17 protein-coding genes are annotated in these 17,967 nt (G+C 70.6%); 10 read left to right on the forward strand and 7 right to left on the reverse strand.

What is annotated here, in order from left to right:
- The first annotated feature begins 359 nt into the window (after positions 1 to 359).
- The gene (locus tag CRP49_RS07085) at positions 360 to 2,966 is read left to right on the forward strand and encodes a glycosyl hydrolase family 65 protein (protein ID WP_097252629.1); all 2,607 of its coding nucleotides are present in this window, start codon (positions 360 to 362) and stop codon (positions 2,964 to 2,966) included.
- Positions 2,967 to 3,226: 260 nt separating this feature from the next.
- Positions 3,227 to 3,808 carry a Uma2 family endonuclease gene (locus CRP49_RS07090; RefSeq protein WP_097252630.1) on the forward strand — a complete coding sequence of 194 codons (582 nt, stop codon included), beginning with the start codon at positions 3,227 to 3,229 and terminating at the stop codon, positions 3,806 to 3,808.
- Positions 3,809 to 3,917: 109 nt separating this feature from the next.
- On the opposite strand, the gene ychF is transcribed toward CRP49_RS07090, so the two are convergent.
- Positions 3,918 to 5,006, reverse strand: coding sequence for a redox-regulated ATPase YchF (gene ychF / locus CRP49_RS07095; RefSeq protein ID WP_097252631.1), 1,089 nt, complete (start codon positions 5,004 to 5,006; stop codon positions 3,918 to 3,920).
- Between the two features lie 181 nt (positions 5,007 to 5,187).
- Here ychF and CRP49_RS07100 point away from each other — a divergent pair, with 181 nt between their 5' ends.
- A complete protein-coding gene (locus CRP49_RS07100) occupies positions 5,188 to 5,736 on the forward strand; it encodes a DUF6542 domain-containing protein (protein ID WP_179851535.1) in 549 nt (182 codons plus the stop codon).
- 16 nt (positions 5,737 to 5,752) lie between these two features.
- On the opposite strand, the gene ppgK is transcribed toward CRP49_RS07100, so the two are convergent.
- The gene (ppgK, locus tag CRP49_RS07105) at positions 5,753 to 6,505 is read right to left on the reverse strand and encodes a polyphosphate--glucose phosphotransferase (protein ID WP_097252633.1); all 753 of its coding nucleotides are present in this window, start codon (positions 6,503 to 6,505) and stop codon (positions 5,753 to 5,755) included.
- A gap of 52 nt (positions 6,506 to 6,557) precedes the next feature.
- A complete protein-coding gene (locus CRP49_RS07110) occupies positions 6,558 to 7,574 on the reverse strand; it encodes a 4-hydroxy-3-methylbut-2-enyl diphosphate reductase (RefSeq protein ID WP_097252634.1) in 1,017 nt (338 codons plus the stop codon).
- Positions 7,575 to 7,640: 66 nt separating this feature from the next.
- Between CRP49_RS07110 and xseA the strand changes: the two genes are divergently transcribed.
- The 3 genes from xseA (at position 7,641) to CRP49_RS07125 (ending at position 9,845) form a co-directional block, all read left to right on the forward strand.
- On the forward strand, positions 7,641 to 8,849 hold the full coding sequence (gene xseA, locus CRP49_RS07115; protein ID WP_097252635.1) for an exodeoxyribonuclease VII large subunit: 1,209 nt from the start codon (positions 7,641 to 7,643) through the stop codon (positions 8,847 to 8,849).
- Positions 8,850 to 8,885: 36 nt separating this feature from the next.
- Entirely contained in the window at positions 8,886 to 9,122 is a 237-nt protein-coding gene (locus CRP49_RS07120) for an exodeoxyribonuclease VII small subunit (RefSeq protein WP_097252636.1), read from the forward strand.
- Between the two features lie 132 nt (positions 9,123 to 9,254).
- On the forward strand, positions 9,255 to 9,845 hold the full coding sequence (locus tag CRP49_RS07125; RefSeq protein ID WP_097252637.1) for a malonic semialdehyde reductase: 591 nt from the start codon (positions 9,255 to 9,257) through the stop codon (positions 9,843 to 9,845).
- A gap of 131 nt (positions 9,846 to 9,976) precedes the next feature.
- On the opposite strand, the gene CRP49_RS07130 is transcribed toward CRP49_RS07125, so the two are convergent.
- Entirely contained in the window at positions 9,977 to 10,504 is a 528-nt protein-coding gene (locus CRP49_RS07130) for a DUF4245 domain-containing protein (protein WP_097252638.1), read from the reverse strand.
- 125 nt (positions 10,505 to 10,629) lie between these two features.
- Between CRP49_RS07130 and glpX the strand changes: the two genes are divergently transcribed.
- Complete coding sequence (glpX, locus tag CRP49_RS07135) at positions 10,630 to 11,664, forward strand: class II fructose-bisphosphatase (protein ID WP_097252639.1); 1,035 nt, start codon at positions 10,630 to 10,632, stop codon at positions 11,662 to 11,664.
- A 66-nt stretch (positions 11,665 to 11,730) separates the two neighbouring features.
- Here the strand turns inward: glpX and CRP49_RS07140 are convergent, their stop codons facing one another.
- Together CRP49_RS07140 and CRP49_RS07145 are read right to left on the reverse strand one after the other, a co-directional pair.
- Entirely contained in the window at positions 11,731 to 12,105 is a 375-nt protein-coding gene (locus CRP49_RS07140; RefSeq protein ID WP_094215194.1) for a WhiB family transcriptional regulator, read from the reverse strand.
- A 174-nt stretch (positions 12,106 to 12,279) separates the two neighbouring features.
- A complete protein-coding gene (locus tag CRP49_RS07145; RefSeq protein ID WP_097252640.1) occupies positions 12,280 to 12,981 on the reverse strand; it encodes a DUF1707 domain-containing protein in 702 nt (233 codons plus the stop codon).
- A gap of 169 nt (positions 12,982 to 13,150) precedes the next feature.
- On the opposite strand from CRP49_RS07145, the gene CRP49_RS07150 reads away from it, so the two are divergent.
- Positions 13,151 to 14,821 carry a fumarate hydratase gene (locus CRP49_RS07150; protein ID WP_097252641.1) on the forward strand — a complete coding sequence of 557 codons (1,671 nt, stop codon included), beginning with the start codon at positions 13,151 to 13,153 and terminating at the stop codon, positions 14,819 to 14,821.
- A gap of 355 nt (positions 14,822 to 15,176) precedes the next feature.
- On the opposite strand, the gene CRP49_RS07155 is transcribed toward CRP49_RS07150, so the two are convergent.
- Positions 15,177 to 15,542: a hypothetical protein gene (locus CRP49_RS07155; RefSeq protein ID WP_097252642.1), complete on the reverse strand. Its 366-nt coding sequence runs from the start codon at positions 15,540 to 15,542 to the stop codon at positions 15,177 to 15,179.
- 217 nt (positions 15,543 to 15,759) lie between these two features.
- Here CRP49_RS07155 and CRP49_RS07160 point away from each other — a divergent pair, with 217 nt between their 5' ends.
- The gene (locus CRP49_RS07160; RefSeq protein ID WP_097257235.1) at positions 15,760 to 17,145 is read left to right on the forward strand and encodes an aspartate ammonia-lyase; all 1,386 of its coding nucleotides are present in this window, start codon (positions 15,760 to 15,762) and stop codon (positions 17,143 to 17,145) included.
- Between the two features lie 72 nt (positions 17,146 to 17,217).
- Positions 17,218 to 17,907, forward strand: coding sequence for a DUF402 domain-containing protein (locus CRP49_RS07165; RefSeq protein ID WP_179851536.1), 690 nt, complete (start codon positions 17,218 to 17,220; stop codon positions 17,905 to 17,907).
- The last annotated feature ends 60 nt before the right edge of the window (positions 17,908 to 17,967 follow it).

A 17,967-nucleotide genomic window follows, 5' to 3' on the forward strand; every position in this document is an offset into this window, starting at 1 on the left:
CCCGAGAAAGTGAACTTGCCCCCCACCGATTTCACCGGTCGCACCATTCACGGGGCAGGCCATTGCGAAATCTGTGATTCCCCTTTCGCTTGCTCAGCGCACGCATTTCAGGAATGCGAATTCGCACACCACACCCTTCCCCGATTCCCCTCATTGTGTGAACGTGCTGACCCCGAGCACAAGTTCCAGGACTGGCCACACAGGGCTTCACTGCCGCACAGCAGTTCGGCACCGAGTGCCGGGCCGCCCCGGAAATGGGCGACCAAGCGGGTGTAGGGGGCGGCCTGTTCACGCCCCGTACGTGGTAATTCCCCGCGCATTCCCCCTCTTCACCCCCTTCCTCCCCGCATCGTCGACCCGTGAAGAACCCCCACCTCATCGCCCCTCTCCTGGCCGCCGCCCTCCTCCTGCCCCTCCCCACGGCCCACGCCGCGCCCCGCTCCCCCGGCGACGGGTGCACAGCACCGGGCTGGGCTCCGACCGCCACCCGGATCGACGCGAAGGACGCCCACCACCCGTACGTCGGCAACGGCTATCTCGCCACCCGGGTCCCGCCCACCGGCACCGGATACGCGGCCACCGGCGAGACGACCGGCTGGCCGCTGTACACCCCGCGCTACGACGGCACCTTCGTCTCCGGCCTCTACGCCCGCGGTCCCGAGAACACCGCCGGCCGCGAGGCGCTCGCCGCGCTCCCCACCTGGACCGGGCTCGACGTGACGGCCGACGGCGAGACCTATGGCGCCCGCAGCCGGGTCAGCGGATACCGGCAGACGCTCTCCCTGCGCTGCGGATACCTCCGCACCAGCCTCACCTGGACCGGCTCCGACGGCCGCCGCACGGACCTCACGTACGACGTCCTCACGTCCCGGGACGACCCGCACACCGGCGCCGTACGGCTGCGCGTCACCCCGCACTGGGACGGCGAGCTGACCCTCACCGACCGCATCGACGGCCGCGGCGCCCGCCGTGTCACGCAGACCGGCGCGGGGCCCGTCGACGCGCGGACGATCGGCGTGGCGTTCCGGACCGACGGCACCAGGACCGACGGCGCGGTCGCGTCCACGTTCGAGGCGCCGAGCGGGCGCCCCCGGCACCATGGAGGCAAGAAAAGGGAGTTGAGTGCCAGTCAGGCCGCCACACTTCCCGTCCGCTCCGGGCGCACCTACACCGCCACGAAGTACGTCGGCGTCGACACCGCGCTCACCTCCCGCGACCCCCGCTCCGCCGCCCGCGCCGCCGCGCACCGGGCCGCCGGGCGCGGATGGGCGGCGTTGCTCGGCTCGCACGAGGACGCCTGGCGTGCTCTGTGGGACGCCGACATCGAGGTGCCCGGCCACCCCGACCTGCAGCTCTGGGTGCGCTCGGCGCAGTACGGTCTGCTGTCCTCGCTGCGTGCGGGCGCCCGGGACAGCATCGCCCCGGCCGGGCTGACCAGCGACAACTACGCGGGCATGATCTTCTGGGACGCGGAGACGTGGATGTTCCCGTCGCTGCTGGCCACCCGCCCCGAGCTGGCCCGCCCGGTGCTGGAGTACCGGTACCGCACCCGCGCGGCCGCCGCCGAGAACGCCGCGAAGACCGCCGTGAAGGGGCTGTTCTACCCGTGGACGAGCGCGAGCCACGGCCGGCTGTGGAGCGAGTGCCAGAGCTGGCAGCCGCCGCACTGCGTCACCCAGAACCACCTCCAGGGCGACATCGCGCTGGCCGCCTGGCAGTACTACCTGTCCACCGGCGACCGGCAATGGCTGCGGGAGCGGGGGTGGCCGCTGCTCGACGGGCTTGCCCGGTACTGGGCTTCGCGGGTCACCACGAACGCCGACGGCTCGTACTCCGTCGAGGAAGTGGCCGGTCCCGACGAGTACAGCAACGGCGTCACCGACGCCGCCTACACCAACGCCGTCGCCGCGACCGCGCTGCGCGCCGCGACCGATGCCGCCGGGGTGCTGGGCAGGCCCGCCCCGGCCGACTGGCGGCGCATCGCCGGACGGCTGCGCATCCCGTACGACCCCCGGCGCAAGGTCTTCCTCCAGTACGACGGCTACGACGGCTCCCCGATCAAGCAGGCCGACACCGTGCTGCTCGTCTACCCGCTGGAGTGGCCCATGCCGGACGGCGCCGCGGCCGCCACGCTCGACTACTACACCGCGCGCACCGACCCGGACGGCCCGGCCATGACCGACTCGGTGCATGCGATCGACGCGGCCGCGATCGGCGAGCCGGGCTGTGCCGCGTACACCTTCCTGCGGCGCGCCTACCAGCCCTTCGCGCGGGGCCCGTTCGCGCTCTTCTCGGAGTCGCGCGGCCAGAAGGCCGGAGCCTCCGACCCGCTCGCCGGCTCCCCCGCCCAGGACTTCCTCACCGGCAAGGGCGGCTTCCTGCAGGTCTTCACCCACGGCCTGACCGGTCTGCGGCTGCGCGCCGACGCCCTGCACCTCGACCCGACGCTGCCGCCCCAGCTCATGGACGGCGTGCGCCTGTCGGGGCTGCGGTGGCGCGGGCGGACGTACGACGTCGGGATCGGGCCGGAGACCACCACGGTCCGGCTGCGCTCGGGTGACCCCATCCCCCTGGACACCCCCGAGGGCCGCCTCACGCTCTCCGGCACGGTCACCCTCAAGACCCGCCGCCCCGATCTCGTCCCCACCCCCGACCTGGCCCGCTGCCGGCCGGCGGCGGCGACCTCGGCCGAGCCGGGGCTGTACCCGGAGGCGGCCGTGGACGGCAGCCCGGCCACCGTCTGGTCCCCCGCCGCCGAGCGCGCCGCCCTCACCGTCGACCTGGGACGGGAGGTGAACGTCGGCACGGTCCGGCCGGCCTGGCAGAAGCGGCCGGCGTCGTCCGCCGTCGAGGTCTCGGCGGACGGGCGGGCCTGGCACCGGGCGGACGGGAGCGCGGTCCGGTACGTGCGGGTGAGCGTGCGCGGGGAGGCGGTGGCGCTGGCCGAACTGGACGTTCGGGCCTGACGGCCGGGACCGGCCCCGGCTCGACAACCCGGGCCAAGGTGGCGCTCGTTGCCCTACCGTGTGCCTATGGCGCTGCATCACCACAGTGACGGTCCTTGGCGCGTGAGGGTGGACGACGAGGAAGGCACGCCCTGTGGCGCCGGAGTGCTGCTCGACGACCGGCATGTACTCACCTGCGGCTTCAGGGCAGCAGGAAAGGCGGCGGTCACCCCGTTGGCGATCTCGTGGCCCGGATCTCGTCGAGTCGCTACGGTTGAGCCATGACCGCACTGCCCGACTGGATGCGCCCGCCGCGCGCGGAAGGATGGTTCGCGGAGGACCTGGACCGCCTCCCCGAGGCACCCCGCCACACCGAGCTGATCGACGGAGCCCTCGTCTTCATGATGTCGCCCCAGCGGTCCTGGCACGGCCGCCTCGTCACGTCCCTCACCACCACGCTCATGGCGACCGCGCCCGCCGGTTTCGAAGTCGAGCGGGAGATGACGATCCGCCTTGACGAGCGCAACCGGCCGGAGCCAGATCTGCTCGTGACGACCGCCCCTTACGATCCGGACCGCACGTGGTATGCGCCGGAAGAGGTCCAGCTCGTCGTCGAGGTCGTCTCGCCAGAGTCAGCCCACCGTGACCGCACAGTGAAGCTGCACAAGTACGCGGAGGCCAAGATCCCGCACTATTGGTGCGTCGAGGAAGAGGGCGGCGCCGCTGTCGTCCACGTCTATGAACTCGACGAACCGACTGGCGCCTACGCGCCCGCCGGCATCTTCCGGGGCACCCTGAAGCGGCCTGTACCGTTCGAGATCAGCCTGGATCTCGACAAGCTCACCCCGCCGAGGAGCAAGTAGGAGTCAGCACCACGTCAGCACGGGAACGCAGATGGGCCCGGACCCACAGAGCCCGGACCCATCTGACCTGCACGTTTGACGAACCGTTTAGCTCACGGTAAAGAACCACTCACACGTTGAAGCGGAACTCCACCACATCCCCGTCCTGCATCACATACTCCTTGCCCTCCATGCGGGCCTTGCCCTTGGCGCGGGCCTCGGTGACCGAGCCCGTTTCGACCAGGTCCTCGAAGGAGATGACCTCGGCCTTGATGAAGCCCTTCTGGAAGTCGGTGTGGATCACGCCGGCCGCCTCGGGGGCCGTGGCGCCCTTCTTGATCGTCCAGGCGCGGGACTCCTTGGGGCCGGCCGTCAGGTAGGTCTGCAGGCCGAGGGTGTCGAAGCCGACGCGGGCGAGGGTGGCCAGGCCGGGCTCGTGCTGGCCGACGGACTCCAGCAGCTCCAGGGCCTCGTCCTCGTCCAGCTCGGCGAGGTCCTGCTCCAGCTTGGCGTTGAGGAAGATCGCCTCGGCGGGGGCGACCAGGGCGCGCTGCTCGTTCTTGAAGTCCTCGTCGATCAGTTCGTCCTCGTCGACGTTGAAGACGTAGAGGAACGGCTTGGTGGTGAGGAGGTGCAGGTCGTGGAGGAGTTCGTTGCGCTCGGTGCCCTGGACGATGCCGTGCGCGAAGAGCGTGTCGCCCTTCTCCAGGATCTCCTTGGCCTCCTCGACGGCCTTGACCTTGGGGGCCACGTCCTTCTTGATGCGCGACTCCTTCTGGAGGCGCGGGAGGACCTTCTCGATGGTCTGGAGGTCGGCGAGGATCAGCTCGGTGTTGATCGTCTCGATGTCGTCCTTCGGCGAGACCTTGCCGTCGACGTGGACGACGTTCTCGTCCTTGAAGGCCCGGATGACCTGGCAGATCGCGTCGGACTCGCGGATGTTCGCGAGGAACTTGTTGCCCAGGCCCTCGCCCTCGGAAGCGCCGCGCACGATACCCGCGATGTCGACGAAGTCGACCGTGGCCGGAAGGATGCGCTCGGAAGAGAAGATCGAGGCGAGCTTGGCCAGGCGGGCGTCGGGGACGCCCACCACGCCGACGTTCGGCTCGATGGTGGCGAACGGGTAGTTGGCCGCCAGCACGTCGTTCTTGGTCAGGGCGTTGAACAGGGTCGACTTGCCGACATTCGGCAGGCCGACGATTCCGATCGTGAGCGACACGTTGCGACTTCCCGTAGATGAGGTGGGCCAGGGGCTGCCAGGGGCCAGAGACACTGGCCGATCCACCAGTCTACGGCGTCGACGGCGCCGGGCTCGCGGGAGCGTCGAACGCCCGGCCAAGCTCTCCTCACCGGCGTGTCTGAGGGGCGATTCGGCACATTAACCGACCTAGGTTGGTCCAGTGGAGTATCACAGGACCCGACCCCCGAACGACGGACCGCGACGCGGCACACCTCGCGCGCCACTGCCGCCGCAGGCGCGGCGGCCGGCGGGTGAGCGCAGGCCCGCGCAGGGTGCGCAGCGGGGCGCGCGGCCGGTACGGACCGCCCGGCCGATGCCCCACGGCGGGGTACCGGGCCCCCGGCTCACCGGGCTCGGCGGGGGGCTGTTCTGCATGGTCGCGATGTCTCTGCTCGGCTTCCTGGACCAGCTGCTGTTCGGGGCGTCGCTGACGCTCTACGGCGTGCTGTTCCTGCCGGTGTGCTTACTGACCGCCCTCTGGGTGCGCGGCAGTGATCTGCTGACCGCGCCCGTCGTCGTACCGATCGCCTTCGCCGTGGGTCTCTTCTTCGCCGCCGACGGCAGCGGGGGTCTGCTCGGACGGCTGATGGGGCTGGTCACGGGGCTCGCCACGCAGGCGGGCTGGCTGTACGGGGGGACGCTGATCGCGGGAGTGACCGTGCTCGTACGCCGGGTGCTGTGGGTGCGGGCCCGCAGGCGCCGCACCTGAGCACCGCTCCGCTCCGCTAGCCCGCGTGGTCGTGCGCCGCGCGCATCGCCGCTCCGACGATCCCCGCGTTGTTCTGCAGCTGGGCGGGCACGATCTCGGCTCTGACGCCGTCGATGAGGTGCAGGAACTTGTCGGCCTTGCGGCTCACCCCGCCGCCGATGATGAACAGCTCGGGCGAGAAGAGCATCTCGACGTGCGCGAGGTACTTCTGGACGCGGCCGGCCCAGCGCTCCCAGCTCAGCTCGTGGTCCTCCTTGGCCTTGCTGGAGGCCCGCTTCTCCGCGTCGTGGCCGCCCAGCTCCAGGTGGCCCAGCTCGGTGTTGGGCACGAGGGCGCCGTCCATGAAGACGGCGCTGCCGATACCGGTGCCGAAGGTGAGCAGGATGACCGTGCCCCGGCGGCCCTGGCCGGCGCCGAACTGCATCTCGGCGACGCCCGCCGCGTCCGCGTCGTTGACCACGGTCACCGGCAGGCCGCCCAGGCGGTCGCTGAACAGGGTGCGCGCGTCCGTGTCGACCCAGCTCTTGTCGACGTTGGCCGCCGTACGGACCGTGGCACCGCCGGTGACCACTCCGGGGAAGGTCAGGCCGACCGGGCCCGTCCAGCCGAAGTGGTCGATGACCTGCTTGACCCCGTCGGCCACGCCGTCGGGCGTCGCCGGGTGCGGGGTGAGCACCTTGCACCGCTCCTGGGCCAGGTCGCCCTTGTCCAGGTCCACGGGAGCGCCCTTGATCCCGGATCCGCCGATGTCCACGCCGAAGATCTGCATGGCTCCACGTTACGACGGACGACTGACAGTCACGCCCCGAACGTACGGACGGTCACGCGTCCGACGTACCCGATCCACCGCGCTCGGCGACCAGGGCGGTCGCCTCTTCGCGCAGGTCACGGCGGAGTTCCTTGGGCAGCGAGAAGGTGATCGACTCCTCGGCCGCCTTGACGATCTCGACATCGCCGTAGCCCCGCTCGGCGAGCCACTGAAGGACCTCCTCGACCAGGACCTCGGGCACGGAGGCACCGGAGGTGACGCCGACCGTGGTGACGCCCTCCAGCCAGGCCTCGTCGATCTCGCTGGCGAAGTCCACGAGGTAGGCGGCCCGGGAGCCGGCGAGCTTGGCGACCTCGACCAGCCGCTTGGAGTTGGAGGAGTTGCGCGAGCCGACCACGATGACCAGCTCGGCCTCGGCGCCCATCTGCTTCACGGCGAGCTGCCGGTTCTGGGTGGCGTAGCAGATGTCGTCGCTGGGCGGGGAGACGAGCCCCGGGAACTTCGTCTTCAGGGCGTCGACGGTCTCCATGGTCTCGTCCACGGAGAGGGTGGTCTGGGACAGCCAGACCACCTTCGACTCGTCGCGAACCGTGACCTTGGCGACGTCCTCGGGGCCGTCGACCAGCTGGATGTGCTCGGGGGCCTCGCCGGAGGTGCCGATGACCTCCTCGTGGCCCTCGTGCCCGATCAGGAGGATGTCGTAGTCCTCGTTCGCGTACCGGACGGCTTCCTTGTGGACCTTGGTGACCAGCGGGCAGGTCGCGTCGATGGTGGCGAGGCGGCCCTGCCTGGCCTCCTCGTGCACGACCGGGGCGACGCCGTGCGCCGAGAACATCACGATGTTGCCCGGCGGCACCTCCTCCGTCCGCTCGACGAAGATGGCGCCCTTCTTCTCCAGGGTCTGCACGACGTACTTGTTGTGGACGATCTCGTGCCGGACATAGATCGGGGCCCCGTACTGTTCCAGGGCCTTCTCGACGGCGATCACGGCGCGGTCCACACCGGCGCAGTAGCCCCGGGGGGCGGCGAGCAGGACACGGCGGCCAGACGAAGCGGTCATGGGACCCATCGTAAGGGTGCGTTCGGCGGCCCAGCACCGAGCCGGAATGTCGGTGTCGGCCGATACGCTCGCCGCATGGCTGTGAACACGTCGTCCGAAGCGCCGCTCCCTGTCGGTGAGGTCTCCCGGCTGATCGGTGGCTGGATCGACCGGCTCGGAGCGGTGTGGGTCGAGGGGCAGATCACGCAGTTGTCGCGGCGGCCGGGTGCCGGGGTCGTGTTTCTGACCCTGCGGGATCCCTCGTACGACATCTCCGTCAGCGTGACCTGCTACCGGCAGGTGTTCGACGCGGTCGCGGACGTCGTCGGCGAGGGCGCCCGCGTGGTCGTCCTGGCGAAACCGGAGTGGTACGCGCCGCGTGGGCAGCTCTCGCTCCGGGCCGCCGAGATAAGGCCCGTCGGCGTCGGTGAGCTGCTGGCCCGGCTGGAGCAGCTGAAGAAGACGCTCGCGGCCGAGGGGCTGTTCGCGCCGGAGCGCAAGAAGCCGCTGCCGTTTCTGCCCCAGCTGATCGGGCTGGTCTGCGGCCGTGCCTCCGCCGCGGAGCGGGACGTGCTGGAGAACGCCCGCCACCGCTGGCCCGCCGTCCGCTTCGAGGTGCGCAACGTCGCCGTGCAGGGCGTGCACGCCGTCCCGCAGGTCGTCCAGGCCGTCAAGGAGCTGGACGGGATCGAGGACGTGGACGTCATCATCGTCGCGCGCGGCGGCGGCAGCGTGGAGGACCTGCTGCCGTTCTCCGACGAGCAGCTGGTGCGGGCGGTCGCGGAGTGCCGTACGCCGGTCGTCTCGGCCATCGGGCACGAGCCGGACAACCCGCTGCTCGACCATGTCGCCGATCTGCGCGCCTCCACGCCGACCGACGCGGCCAAGAAGGTCGTACCGGACGTCGGCGAGGAGTTCGAGCGGGTGCGGATGCTGCGGGACCGGGCCCGGCGGTGCGTGCAGGCGCTGGTGGAGCGTGAGCAGCGGGGTCTGGCGCACGCGCTGGCGCGGCCCTCGATCGAGGATCCGCACCGGATGATCGACGAGCGCGCCGACCATGTGGTCTCCCTGGTCGGGCGGAGCCGGCGGACCCTCGGCCATCTCCTCGACCGCGCCGACTCGGAGCTGACGCACACGCACGCGCGCGTGGTGGCCCTCTCCCCCGCCGCCACCCTCAAGCGCGGCTATGCGGTGCTGCAGAAGTCCGACGGGCATGTGGTGCGCGATCCGGAGGAGGTCGCGGAGGGCGAGGCGCTGCGGGCGCGGGTCGCCGAGGGCGAGTTCACGGTTCGTGTCGATATCTGATGTTTTCCTATGTCTTCTGATGTCTAGGGTGGGCGGATGACCAGCAAGGTGGATGAGGCGCTCTCGTACGAGCAGGCGCGGGACGAGTTGATCGAGGTCGTGCGGCGCCTGGAGGCGGGCGGTACGACGCTGGAGGAGTCCCTGACGCTGTGGGAGCGCGGCGAGGAGCTGGCCAAGGTGTGCCGGCGCTGGCTGGAGGGCGCACGGGCCCGGCTGGACGCGGCGCTCGCCGAGGAAGAGGCACGGGAAGAGGCTCAGGAAGAGAGCGAGTAGGCAAGAGCCGGGCGCTGTGAAGCGGATCACCGCGCCCCGGTTTTTGTTGAAGGTTGAACTTCACATGCGTATGGTCGTGGACATCAGCCGATCCGGCACCCCGGACCGGACGCGCACCCTAGGAAGTCACGCATGTCTCTCGTTCTTGACCCCGCTGCCCAGGACCTGCTGTTCCGCGAGGCCCGCACCGCGAACACCTTCACCGACGAGCCGGTTACCGAGGAGCAGGTCCAGGCGATCTACGACCTGGTCAAGTACGGCCCCACCGCCTTCAACCAGAGCCCGCTGCGCATCACCCTGGTCCGCTCCACCGAGGCCCGCGAGCGCCTGGTGAAGCACATGGCCGAGGGCAACCAGCCGAAGACGGCCGCCGCCCCGCTGGTCGCGATCCTCTCCGCGGACAACGAGTTCCACGAGGAGCTGCCGACCCTCTTCCCGCACTTCCCCCAGGCCAAGGACGTCTTCTTCAGCGAGCGTCCGGCCCGTGAGGGCGCCGCCGCGCTGAACGCCTCGCTGCAGGCCGCGTACTTCATCATCGGCGTCCGTGCCGCGGGTCTCGCCGCCGGCCCGATGACCGGCCTCGACTTCGAGGGCGTCCGCAAGGAGTTCCTGGACGACGACCACACCCCGCTGATGGTCGTCAACATCGGCCGCCCCGGCCCGGACGCCTGGTTCCCGCGCTCGCCGCGACTGGCGTTCGAGGACGTCGTCACGACCGTCTGAGCCGCCCGAGTACGGCGAGTACGGCAGGAGGCCCCCAGCAGCGTCGCTGGGGGCCTCCTGCGTGTGCGCGTACGGGCGCTCACCGCGCGTTCCGGACGGGTGCGCTCACCGCGCCTTCCGTGCGGGTGCGCTCACTGCGTCTTCAGCGCCGCCGCCATCTTCGTCAGCTGGTCGAAGGAGGCCGTGCCGGCGACCACCGTCGTGGAGCCGGGGGTGTCCTCGAGGACCAGGGCGTCGTAGCGGCCGCCGGTGTAGCGGGTCCAGGTGCGGTCACCGATCTTCTCGGTCCGCTTGGTCGCCGAGGCGCCCTGGCTGGCCTGGTCGATGAAGTCGGCGCGCTTCTTCTGCGCGGACTGCTCGAGCTGCGCGTACTGACCGTCGGGGGTCTGGAAGCCGAGGTGCCAGCGGTCGGAGTTCTCGCCCTGGTAGCGCACCGAGGTCGCCTTCCAGGTCCCCGGCAGCCCCTCCGGCGCGGCCACCGGGTAGCTCGCCGCGCGGCGCGCCGTGAGCAGCTCGACCCGGTAGTCGACCCGCTTGAGATCGGGAGCGTGATCGTCGTGCGGGACGAAGAGATAGATGACCGCCGCCGCGATCCCGATGAGGCCCAGGGAGAGAATCATGTCCCGGACCGTCTTCTGCTTGCCGTTCGAACCTGCCACGCCCCCTATCGTCGCAGGTGCCCGGAGCGCTCATCCGTGGGGTCCCCTGCTCATTTTGTCTACCTAACGATAGAGTCGGGGTACACCCTCATCCGGCCGTCGTCGTATCAGAAAGGTGCGCTCCGATGACCGAGAATCATCATCTGCCTTCCGAGCTGGACGTTCCCTCGGAAGCCCCCGACCGTAACCTCGCCCTGGAACTCGTCCGGGTGACCGAAGCCGCGGCCATGGCCGCGGGCCGCTGGGTAGGGCGCGGCGACAAGAACGGCGCCGACGGCGCCGCGGTGCGCGCCATGCGGACCCTCGTCTCCACCGTGTCGATGAACGGCGTCGTCGTCATCGGTGAGGGCGAGAAGGACGAAGCCCCGATGCTCTTCAACGGAGAGCAGGTCGGCGACGGCACCGGACCCGAGGTCGACATCGCGGTCGACCCGATCGACGGCACCACCCTGACGGCCAAGGGCATGCCCAACGCCATCGCCGTCCTCGCGGCCGCCGAGCGCGGCGCCATGTTCGACCCGTCCGCCGTGTTCTACATGGACAAGCTGGTCACCGGCCCCGAGGCCGCGGACTTCGTCGACATCAACGCGCCGGTGGCCGTGAACATCCGCCGGATCGCCAAAGCCAAGCGGTCCGCGCCGGAGGACGTCACCGTCGTCATCCTCGACCGGCCGCGCCACGAGGGCCTGATCAAGGAGGTCCGGGAGGCAGGCGCGCGTATCAAGCTGATCTCCGACGGCGATGTCGCCGGCTCGGTCTACGCACTGCGCGAGGGCACCGGCGTCGACCTGCTGCTCGGCATCGGCGGCACCCCCGAGGGCATCATCTCCGCCTGCGCCGTGAAGTGCCTCGGCGGCACGATCCAGGGCAAGCTGTGGCCCAAGGACGACGAGGAACGGCAGCGGGCGATCGACGCCGGGCACGATCTGGACCGGGTGCTCACCACCGACGACCTGGTCTCCGGCGAGAACGTCTTCTTCGTCGCGACCGGCATCACCGACGGCGAGTTGCTGCGTGGCGTGCGGTACCGCTCCGAGACCGCGCTGACCGAGTCGATCGTGATGCGGTCCAAGTCGGGGACCGTGCGGCGGATCGACTCCGAGCATCGGCTGCGCAAGCTGCGGGCCTACAGCGCGATCGACTTCGACCGGGCCAAGTGACCACGGTTCCGCGCCTCTGAAAGGCGATGGGCGCCCCCTGTGCGGAGGGGGCGCCCTTTCCTTTGCTCAGCCCGCTATGCGGTTCGTCGTCGCCCGTGCCGCCTTCTTCAGTTCCACCTCGCGCCGCCGGCGCCTCGCCAGGACCACCCGGCGTTCCGCCGCCGTCAGGCCGCCCCAGACGCCGTACGGTTCGGGCTGGAGGAGGGCGTGTTCGCGGCACTCGACCATCACCGGACAGCGGGCGCAGACGCGCTTGGCCGCCTCCTCACGGGACAGGCGGGCGGCCGTCGGCTCCTTGGACGGGGCGAAGAAGAGGCCGGCCTCGTCCCGCCGGCACACCGCCTCGGTGTGCCAGGGTGCGTCTTGGTCCCTGTCGCGCGCTGGCACCCGCTGGGCCGGAACGGCAGCGACCTGCAGGGACGAATGCGGCGGTTGCAGCACGGTCTACTCCTGACGACGGCTTCGCGAGTGAGCGACGATGCAGCAAGGCCTACCCGCTGTGCGCGAGCCTATGCACTGCGTTTCCAACCGCAGGCGCGCGGCGGCTTGTTCACGCCCCCGGGCCCCCTCCGCCGCGCCACCGCGGCCCTCGGATCACCGGCGGATTCGCGACCGTCAACGGTCCAGGTGTTTGCGCAGCTTCCGGTCGACCTTGTCCTGGACCCGGTCGAGGATGTCCGCCACGCGCCGGCCGCGCTTGGGGCGCGCCTCTACGTTGCCGAGTACGGCCCACCCGTCGACGTAGACCACGGGCGCGTCGGGCTCGACCGAATCCAGCGTGTCCACCTCGAAGTTGCCCAGCACACCGCCGCCCGTGCCGCGCAGCGAGACGTTCTCCGGGACGCGGATCTGGACGTCGCCGAAGACCGAGACGGCCTTGATGACGACCTGCTGGTACTCGAAGATCGCCTCGCTCAGGTCGATCTCCACCGAGCCGAAGACCGAGTACGCGTGCAACCGGCGCCCCGCGCGCCAGCGGCCCCGGCGCACCGCACTGCTGAAGACGGCCACCACGTTGGCGTCGGCCTCGGCCGGGATCGCGCCGGGCGAGGGGCGGGGCGGGACGGGCGTGTAGGCGGGGGCCGCGGGCCGCTGGTGGGCGGCAGGGAGGTCGCGGATGAAGACCTCCAGCTCGCCGACCGTCTTGGCGTGCAGCACCCCCTCCACGCGCTCGGCATGCTCGTCGGCCGTCAGCCGGCCCTCGGCCAGGGCCTCGCGGAGGATGTCGGCGACACGGTCACGGTCGGCGTCCGAGGCGCGCAGTTCGGACACGCGCGGCGCGCTGTCCTGGGGCTGGGCGTGCTTCTGAAGGTCCACGACAGCAGCGTACCGAAACGCGATAGATCGCGACTAGGGGGCCGGAGCCGCCCGCGTGTCCCGGAACTGAGCCTTACCTCACAGGTTCCGTGTCGGTGGCAGGTTCTAGGCTGGTGAGGCCCGCCAGCGTCGGCGGGCAGCCGTCCGTCAGAGTGAGGAATGGGCTGAGATGCCTGAGTTCGCGTACACCGATCTGCTCCCCCAGGGCGAGGACACCACCCCGTACCGGCTGGTGACCTCGGAGGGTGTGTCCACCGTCGAGGGGCCGGACGGGCGGACCTTCCTCAAGGTGGAGCCGGAGGCGCTGCGCAAGCTGGCCGAGGAGGCCATCCACGACATCCAGCACTATCTGCGCCCGGCCCACCTGGCGCAGCTGCGCCGCATCATCGACGACCCGGAGGCCTCGAGCAACGACAAGTTCGTCGCGCTCGACCTGCTGAAGAACGCGAACATCGCGGCGGCGGGCGTGCTGCCGATGTGCCAGGACACGGGCACGGCGATCGTCATGGGCAAGCGCGGCCAGAACGTCCTGACCGAGGGCGCGGACGACAAGCACCTGTCGCACGGCATCTACGACGCCTACACCAGGCTGAACCTGCGCTACTCGCAGATGGCTCCGCTCACCATGTGGGAGGAGAAGAACACCGGCTCCAACCTCCCCGCCCAGATCGAGCTGTACGCGACCGACGGCGGCGCCTACAAGTTCCTGTTCATGGCGAAGGGCGGCGGCTCGGCCAACAAGTCCTTCCTGTACCAGGAGACGAAGGCCGTCCTGAACGAGGCCTCCATGATGAAGTTCCTGGAGGAGAAGATCCGTTCGCTCGGTACGGCCGCCTGCCCGCCGTACCACCTGGCGATCGTCGTCGGCGGCACGAGCGCCGAGTACGCGCTGAAGACCGCGAAGTACGCCTCCGCGCACTACCTGGACGAGATCCCGGCCGAGGGCTCGGAGCTGGGCCACGGCTTCCGGGACCAGGACCTGGAGCAGAAGGTCTTCGAGCTGACGCAGAAGATCGGCATCGGCGCGCAGTTCGGCGGCAAGTACTTCTGCCACGACGTCCGCGTGATCCGCCTCCCGCGCCACGGCGCGTCCTGCCCGGTCGCCATCGCCGTCTCCTGCTCGGCCGACCGCCAGGCCGTCGCCAAGATCACCGCCGAGGGCGTGTTCCTGGAGCAGCTGGAGAAGGACCCGGCGCGCTTCCTGCCGGAGACCACGGACGAGCACCTGGACGAGTCGTCCGACGTCGTCCGCATCGACCTCAACCAGCCGATGGACGACATCCTCGCCGAGCTGACCAAGTACCCGGTCAAGACCCGCCTCTCCCTCACCGGCCCGCTGGTCGTGGCCCGCGACATCGCGCACGCCAAGATCAAGGAGCGCCTGGACGCGGGCGAGGAGATGCCGCAGTACCTGAAGGACCACCCGGTGTACTACGCGGGCCCGGCCAAGACCCCCGAGGGTTACGCCTCCGGTTCCTTCGGCCCGACCACGGCCGGCCGTATGGACTCCTACGTGGAGCAGTTCCAGGCGGCGGGCGGCTCCAAGGTGATGCTCGCCAAGGGCAACCGCAGCAAGCAGGTCACCGACGCCTGCGACACGCACGGCGGCTTCTACCTCGGCTCGATCGGCGGCCCCGCCGCCCGCCTCGCCCAGGACTGCATCAAGAAGGTCGAGGTCGTCGAGTACGAGGAGCTGGGCATGGAGGCCGTCTGGAAGATCGAGGTCGAGGACTTCCCGGCGTTCATCGTGGTGGACGACAAGGGCAACGACTTCTTCCAAGACCCCGCCCCGGCACCGACGTTCACGACGATTCCGGTACGGGGGCCTGGGCTGGCGTAGCACCTGCGGGACGGCGGGGAATGCCTTCGCCCCCGCCGCCCCTACCCGTCCCATCCCCAGGGGCGCTGCCCCTTCGCCCCACCGGGGGCTCCGCCCAAGGACCCCGTTCGGCCCGAGGGGCCTCGTCCTCGAACGCCGGACGGGCTGGTCGGTGCCGTGGGACGAACAAGTCGAACGACTTCTTCCAGGACCCGGCCCCGCAGCCGACGTTCACGAGCATTCCGGTGCGGGGGCCGGGGCTGGCCTGATCGGCGGACGGGGTCCGTCCTCCGGACCCGGCCGGGCGGCCGGCGCATCCCGTCGGGGACGCGGCCGCCCGGCACCGGGCCGGTCCGGACCGGCCTCGGCCCATGGGTCAGTGAGGTACGCAGCCGAACCAGTTCACCGTGTCGCCGCTGGTGGTGTAGCCCATGCACCTGATGGTTCTGTCGTGCAGCGTCTCGGTCCGGTCGACCGGTCCGTTCAGATACTCCGTCTTGTGGTGGGACTCCACGAGGGTGTCGATCTCGACGGTGTACCAGCGGCGCCCGTTGGACGGCACGCTGCAGCCGTGGCCGGTCATGTTGCGGCTGGGGTCGCCGCTCCAGACGGGCCGTTCGGCGCGGTCGCAGTAGGCCCTGCCGGCGGCGCCCGCGGCGCCGGCGCCCGCGCCCAGCAGAGCCGCCGCGCCTATGGACACCGCCGCGGTGGCGCCGAGCAGGCGCTTCGGAGTGAAGTGCATCGATTGGTCCTCCTGCCAGCCGTGGTGACGGCGGGGAATCGCTCTGTCACCTTGGGTTGATAGTCACATTTATCCGTGATGTCCGGCTCGGCAGCCGGTGGAGCAGTCCCCCGACCCGGTGACATCGGTGGTGCCAATGCAGCAGGCCGCGGTCACCCCTCGCCCCGTGCGGCCCACAGTCCGGAACAACCGCCGCGCCCCGATCGCTGACACCGGCATGAGCGAATACCGCATCGAGCACGACTCCATGGGCGAGGTCCGGGTCCCCGCCCACGCCAAGTGGCGGGCACAGACCCAGCGTGCCGTCGAGAACTTCCCCGTCTCCGGGCAGCGGATCGAGCGGGCGCACATCGAGGCGCTGGCCCGGATCAAGGCGGCGGCCGCGAAGGTGAACGCCGAGCTGGGGGTGCTGGACAAGGACGTCGCGGAGGCGATCCAGGAGGCGGCCGCGGAGGTCGCCGACGGTAAGTGGGACGACCAGTTCCCGATCGACGTGTTCCAGACCGGGTCCGGGACCTCGTCCAACATGAACACCAACGAGGTCGTCGCCACGCTGGCGAGCGAGCGGCTCGGCCGGGACGTGCATCCGAACGACCACGTCAACGCCTCGCAGTCGTCCAACGACGTGTTCCCGTCGTCCATCCACATCGCCGCCACCGGCGCCGTGACGAACGACCTGATCCCGGCCCTCGACCACCTCGCCGCCTCCCTCACCCGCAAGTCCGAGGAGTTCGCGGACGTCGTGAAGTCCGGGCGCACGCATCTGATGGACGCGACGCCGGTGACGCTGGGCCAGGAGTTCGGCGGGTACGCGGCCCAGGTGCGGTACGGCGTCGAGCGGCTGCGCGCCTCGCTGCCCCGGCTGGCCGAACTGCCGCTGGGCGGCACGGCCGTCGGGACCGGGATCAACACGCCGCCCGGGTTCTCCGCCGCGGTGATCAGGGAGGTCGCGCGGGCCACCGGGCTGCCGCTCACCGAGGCCCGGGACCACTTCGAGGCGCAGGGCGCCCGGGACGGGATCGTGGAGACCAGCGGGCAGCTGCGGACCGTCGCGGTCGGGCTGACGAAGATCGCCAACGACCTGCGCTGGATGGCGTCCGGGCCGCGCACCGGGCTCGCCGAGATCCACCTGCCCGACCTGCAGCCGGGCTCGTCGATCATGCCGGGCAAGGTCAACCCGGTGATCCCCGAGGCCGTGCTCATGGTCGCCGCCCAGGTGATCGGCAACGACGCCACGATCGCCACCGCCGGCGCCTCCGGGAACTTCGAGCTGAACGTGATGCTCCCGGTGATCGGCAAGAACGTGCTGGAGTCGATCCGGCTGCTCGCCAACGTCTCGCGGCTGCTGGCCGACCGCACGGTCGACGGCATCGTCGCCGACCGGGAACGGGCCCGCGAGTACGCCGAGTCGTCGCCCTCCGTGGTGACCCCGCTGAACAAGTACATCGGCTACGAGGAGGCCGCGAAGGTCGTCAAGAAGTCCCTGGCCGAGCGGAAGACCATCCGTCAGGTCGTGCTGGAGGGCGGGTACGTGGAGCGCGGCGACCTCACCCTGGAGCAGCTGGACGAGGCGCTGGATGTCCTGCGGATGACGCACCCGTAACAAGTGCCGCCGCCGAGTCGAACCGTGACGGCCGCCGCAGCGTCGTATGCCTGCGGCACCTAATATCTGTGCATGACGGACGACGGAGCGGTGAGACGAGTGGCGGCGGGACCTGCGACGTACTGGACCCCCGGGACCCCGATCCTGTGGCGGTACCGGGAGAACGCCGGTGAGCACTTCCACATCGCACGGCCCGTCACCGTCGTCCGGGACGACGAGGAGCTGCTCGCGGTGTGGATGGCGCCCGGCACCGAGTGCGTCAAGCCGGTGCTGGCCGACGGCACGCCCGTCCATCTGGAGCCGCTGGAGACCCGCTACACCAAGCCGCGCGCGGTGCAGCGGGACCGGTGGTTCGGCACGGGCGTGCTGAAGCTGGCCCGGCCCGGCGAGCCCTGGTCGGTGTGGCTGTTCTGGGATCCGGGCTGGCGCTTCAAGAACTGGTACGTCAACCTGGAGCGGCCGCTGGCCCGTTGGGCGGGCGGTGTGGACTCAGTGGACTACTTCCTGGACATCTCGGTGAATCCGGACCGCAGTTGGCACTGGCGGGACGAGGACGAGTTCGCACAGGCCCAGCGGGACGGTCTGATGGACGAGACGACCGCCGGGCGGGTGCGGACGGCCGGGCGGGCCGCGGTGGAGGCGATCGGCGCCTGGGGCCCGCCGTTCTCGGACGGCTGGCAGCACTGGCGCCCGGATCCCTCCTGGGCGGTACCGTCACTCCCCGGGGACTGGGACCGTACGCCCGCGCACGTGTCCTCATGAGACCCTTGATGCGCCCCCGGTCCACAACCGTAGGATCGTCCTCCGCAAGGGGGCGCTACC

Source organism: Streptomyces sp. Ag109_G2-15 (assembly GCF_900215565.1).
Taxonomy (GTDB): Bacteria; Actinomycetota; Actinomycetes; order Streptomycetales; family Streptomycetaceae; genus Streptomyces; species Streptomyces diastatochromogenes.

Coding starts and splice junctions, on each gene's coding strand:
- CRP49_RS07090 (WP_097252630.1), top strand. CDS start 3,227: ATGACCGCACTGCCCGACTGGATGCGCCCGCCGCGCGCGGAAGGATGG.
- ppgK (WP_097252633.1), bottom strand. CDS start 6,505: ATGCAGATCTTCGGCGTGGACATCGGCGGATCCGGGATCAAGGGCGCT.
- CRP49_RS07110 (WP_097252634.1), bottom strand. CDS start 7,574: ATGGGTCCCATGACCGCTTCGTCTGGCCGCCGTGTCCTGCTCGCCGCC.
- xseA (WP_097252635.1), top strand. CDS start 7,641: ATGGCTGTGAACACGTCGTCCGAAGCGCCGCTCCCTGTCGGTGAGGTC.
- CRP49_RS07120 (WP_097252636.1), top strand. CDS start 8,886: ATGACCAGCAAGGTGGATGAGGCGCTCTCGTACGAGCAGGCGCGGGAC.
- CRP49_RS07125 (WP_097252637.1), top strand. CDS start 9,255: ATGTCTCTCGTTCTTGACCCCGCTGCCCAGGACCTGCTGTTCCGCGAG.
- glpX (WP_097252639.1), top strand. CDS start 10,630: ATGACCGAGAATCATCATCTGCCTTCCGAGCTGGACGTTCCCTCGGAA.
- CRP49_RS07150 (WP_097252641.1), top strand. CDS start 13,151: ATGCCTGAGTTCGCGTACACCGATCTGCTCCCCCAGGGCGAGGACACC.
- CRP49_RS07155 (WP_097252642.1), bottom strand. CDS start 15,542: ATGCACTTCACTCCGAAGCGCCTGCTCGGCGCCACCGCGGCGGTGTCC.
- CRP49_RS07160 (WP_097257235.1), top strand. CDS start 15,760: ATGAGCGAATACCGCATCGAGCACGACTCCATGGGCGAGGTCCGGGTC.
- CRP49_RS07165 (WP_179851536.1), top strand. CDS start 17,218: ATGACGGACGACGGAGCGGTGAGACGAGTGGCGGCGGGACCTGCGACG.